Origin of the sequence: Rhodococcus sp. EPR-134 (assembly GCF_001647205.1) — a bacterium.
GTDB lineage: Bacteria > Actinomycetota > Actinomycetes > Mycobacteriales > Mycobacteriaceae > Rhodococcus_F > Rhodococcus_F qingshengii.
On the sequence record NZ_LVCT01000569.1, the window covers coordinates 1 to 3,069 of the forward strand.

4 protein-coding genes are annotated in these 3,069 nt (G+C 62.4%); 2 read left to right on the forward strand and 2 right to left on the reverse strand.

Annotated elements, in window-relative coordinates; translation table 11 throughout:
• Positions 1-172 precede the first annotated feature (172 nt).
• Positions 173-988 carry a siderophore-interacting protein gene (locus A2J01_RS25375; protein ID WP_064113849.1) on the forward strand — a complete coding sequence of 272 codons (816 nt, stop codon included), beginning with the start codon at positions 173-175 and terminating at the stop codon, positions 986-988.
• A 9-nt stretch (positions 989-997) separates the two neighbouring features.
• On the opposite strand, the gene A2J01_RS37045 is transcribed toward A2J01_RS25375, so the two are convergent.
• On the reverse strand, positions 998-1,402 hold the full coding sequence (locus A2J01_RS37045; protein ID WP_231915904.1) for a hypothetical protein: 405 nt from the start codon (positions 1,400-1,402) through the stop codon (positions 998-1,000).
• A 115-nt stretch (positions 1,403-1,517) separates the two neighbouring features.
• Between A2J01_RS37045 and A2J01_RS25390 the strand changes: the two genes are divergently transcribed.
• Positions 1,518-2,474, forward strand: coding sequence for a proline dehydrogenase family protein (locus A2J01_RS25390; protein ID WP_063315300.1), 957 nt, complete (start codon positions 1,518-1,520; stop codon positions 2,472-2,474).
• Positions 2,475-2,535: 61 nt separating this feature from the next.
• On the opposite strand, the gene A2J01_RS25395 is transcribed toward A2J01_RS25390, so the two are convergent.
• On the reverse strand, positions 2,536-2,979 hold the full coding sequence (locus A2J01_RS25395) for an SRPBCC family protein (protein WP_003943564.1): 444 nt from the start codon (positions 2,977-2,979) through the stop codon (positions 2,536-2,538).
• Positions 2,980-3,069 lie beyond the last annotated feature (90 nt).

Consider the following 3,069-nt stretch of genomic DNA (forward strand, 5'->3'; position numbering starts at 1 on the left):
TGGGAACAGCCCACCGACAGCGGCGTGAACCGACATAACTGAAAAGGCCAGCGTGTGCACCGGGGAAGAATCATGCCCCGGGGCATACGCTGGCCTTTTCGGCTGCGCTCGATGTCCGTCTTGCGACAGCATCTGTCTCCACTTCGACACGCCGGACCCATAGGGTCGAGGCATGTCTTTCTGCGAACCCGCCCGCGTTGTCACCGTCACGTCCCTGACCCCGCACATGCGGCGAATCAGCATCGAGGCAGAAGGCGACTGGCACTGGCCGACCGGCGGACAAGGCGACGAGCGCATCGACCTCGCGTTCCCGAAACCCGGTGAAACAGAAGCAGAATACGACTACTTCAACAATCCCGACTACGGCAAGGCCGATCTCGGAACCGAGCCACCGTGGCGGCACTACACCGTGCGCAAGGTGCACGACGGCGGCCGACGTCTGGACATCGACTTCGTCGTGCACCCTGGCGGTATTGCAGCGGATTGGGCCCTGCGGGCCGAACCAGGTCACCTACTAGGCGTCTTCTGGTCGGACAGTTCGCGGTCCCACTACCAAGCACCGGCGGGTCCTCGCTGGCAGCTGCTGGTCGCAGACGCCACGGGTCTCCCCGGACTGGGCAGGATTGTCGAAGAACTTCGTGAAGGCGATGTCGCACAGGCGATCATCGAGGTCGAAACCGAAGAGGATCGACAGGAATTTGTCACTCGCGGCGACGTCACGTACACGTGGCTCGTGGGGAGTGGCCTCGGAAAGGCGCCGAGCGCGCTGTTCGAAGCTGTGGAGAAGGTCGAGTTTCCCGAATCCGAATCGGCCGACGTCTACGCGTGGGTGGCGTGCGAAAGCGCAACCAGCCGTCGTATTCGTAAGCATCTGAGGGAAGTTCGAGGAATAGCTCGCGACAAGCACAATGTTGTCGGGTACTGGCGAGAGGGCGCCGACGGCCACGTTTCCGGCATGAACAGCGAGGAAGTCACCGTCGGCGCCTGAGCGCCGTGATCACTCTGCCGGCAGCGTGTCGGTAGATTCTGTGTGAGCCTGCTGCGCGTCAGCCGACTTTTCCGCCAGCATCTCGAACAGTGCTCGGCGTGCCTCGGCGAGAATTGCCTCGGCCTTGGCTACCTGCTCAGCGGTCCCACCTGCGGCTACCGCGACAGCGGCACCTCGGAGTAGGCCCATCGCGGGACGGAGCGCTGCGCCGGCTTCACCGAAGTGAGGCCGACCGTGTCCGCGCTGGTCAAGTCGACCGCGCCGGCCTTCGGGGCGTCCTTCTGCTCGGTCTTCGAAGCGACCCTCGGGTCTCTCGCCCTCGAATCCTCGACGGAAACCGTGTCCACGATGCGGGCCTCGGCGGCCATGCTCGCGACGTTCTTGCATTTCTGGGTTGTTGTGTGGGGCGTACATGTTGTCCTCCTGGACTGTCTGTGTTTGTTTGACGTATCGACGATATATCGACAATAGATCGAACGCAAGAGTTCGTAGAATAATTCCCGCACCCTCGTCCGGATACGCTGAAGCCGTGAACACGGATCTACAAGCCCAGGCCGCGGACGCCCTACGCCGCCTCGCACTCGACGAATCCCTGAAAGAACGCACCATGGCGGACGCTGCGACGGCAGCACTCGCACGGAAAGTCGCCGCTCGCTACATCGGCGGCGAAACCATCGACGACGCTTTCGACCGACTCCCCTCGATCTTCGCGCGAGGACACAAGGCGAGCATCGAATACACCGGGGAAAGCGTCCGGGATCCCGAACTCGCGAACGCCGAAACCGATGTGTTCGTGGAATTGGCGGAACGGATCGGAACGTCGGGCGTCGACAGCACCGTGTCGTTCGACCTCTCGCACATCGGCTTGGTCATCGATCCGGAGCAGTGCTTTCGCAATGTCGTGCGCCTGGCCGAGACCACGGAACGCGCAGGTGCCGAGCTGATCATCTCTGCCGAGGCGTCCGACCGCACCGACCTGGTCCTCGACATGCACGCGCGACTGGCCGAGCGGTTCACTCACGTGGGGATCACCGTTCAGGCCCGACTGCACCGCACGGCAAAGGATCTCGCCGCTCTGCTGAACCGACCCGGTCGCATCCGTCTCGTGAAGGGCGCCTTCCTCGAAGCCGAGTCCGTCGCCTACCCACGCGGTAGTGCCGAACTGCGCAGCGCGTATCTCGACTACGCAGCCCGGATCGTCGACTCGGGTCACCAGGTCTCCATCGCGACACATGACCGCGACATCCTCGAAGCACTACGCGCCGAGCATGATTCGAAGCTCAGAGGCGAGCACGTCGAGTTCGAGATGCTGCTCGGCCTCGGCACCGAGCAACTGGACGCACTCCGAGGAGCAGGCTTCACCACACGCGAATACGTCATCTTCGGAACACAGTGGTGGCTGTACGTACTCAATCGCATCGCCGAAGAACCGGAGCGTGTCTACACCGCGCTCATCGACGCTGCGCTCATCAGCACTGCAAACTAGATCTCCAACAACAGAAGTGGGGCCGCACTCGAATCGAGTGCAGCCCCACTTGTGTCAGTTTCTAGCTCTCCAGAAACGCCTTGATGCGCGCCAGGGTGGTTTCCATTCCGGTCTGCATCAGCTGATCTCGACCCCGACCGAGTAGGCCGCTACCCGACATCATGCGCACGTAAAGCGCTGGCGTCGCATAGATCTCACGAGTCTCGGTAAGCACGGTGCCCGTTCCCGAAGGCTCGAGCACAAAGGTCCACCGCGCTTTCGGCTCGTCCGATTCGAAGGAGAACCTCCGGCAGTCGACCACGTCGACCACCGTGCAGTGCGTGCTCCACCGAATCAGACCATGCTTGTTGGTGCCCTTGAACTTTGCACCCACAGTGCCCGGAGTTCCGGAAGTCCATGTTCCACCGGTGTTTTCAGGACTGAAGCGACCCATACCTTCGATGTCGCTGACAACCTTCCACACCGATACCGGCGTTGCCTCGATGTACGCGCTGGCGGTTTCCACCCGTCACCGGCCCGGAACCCAGGACATGATCTTGATGGCGTGAGGCATGAGCTTTGCCCACACCTTGGCCGGAAGTCCGCGCGGTCCACC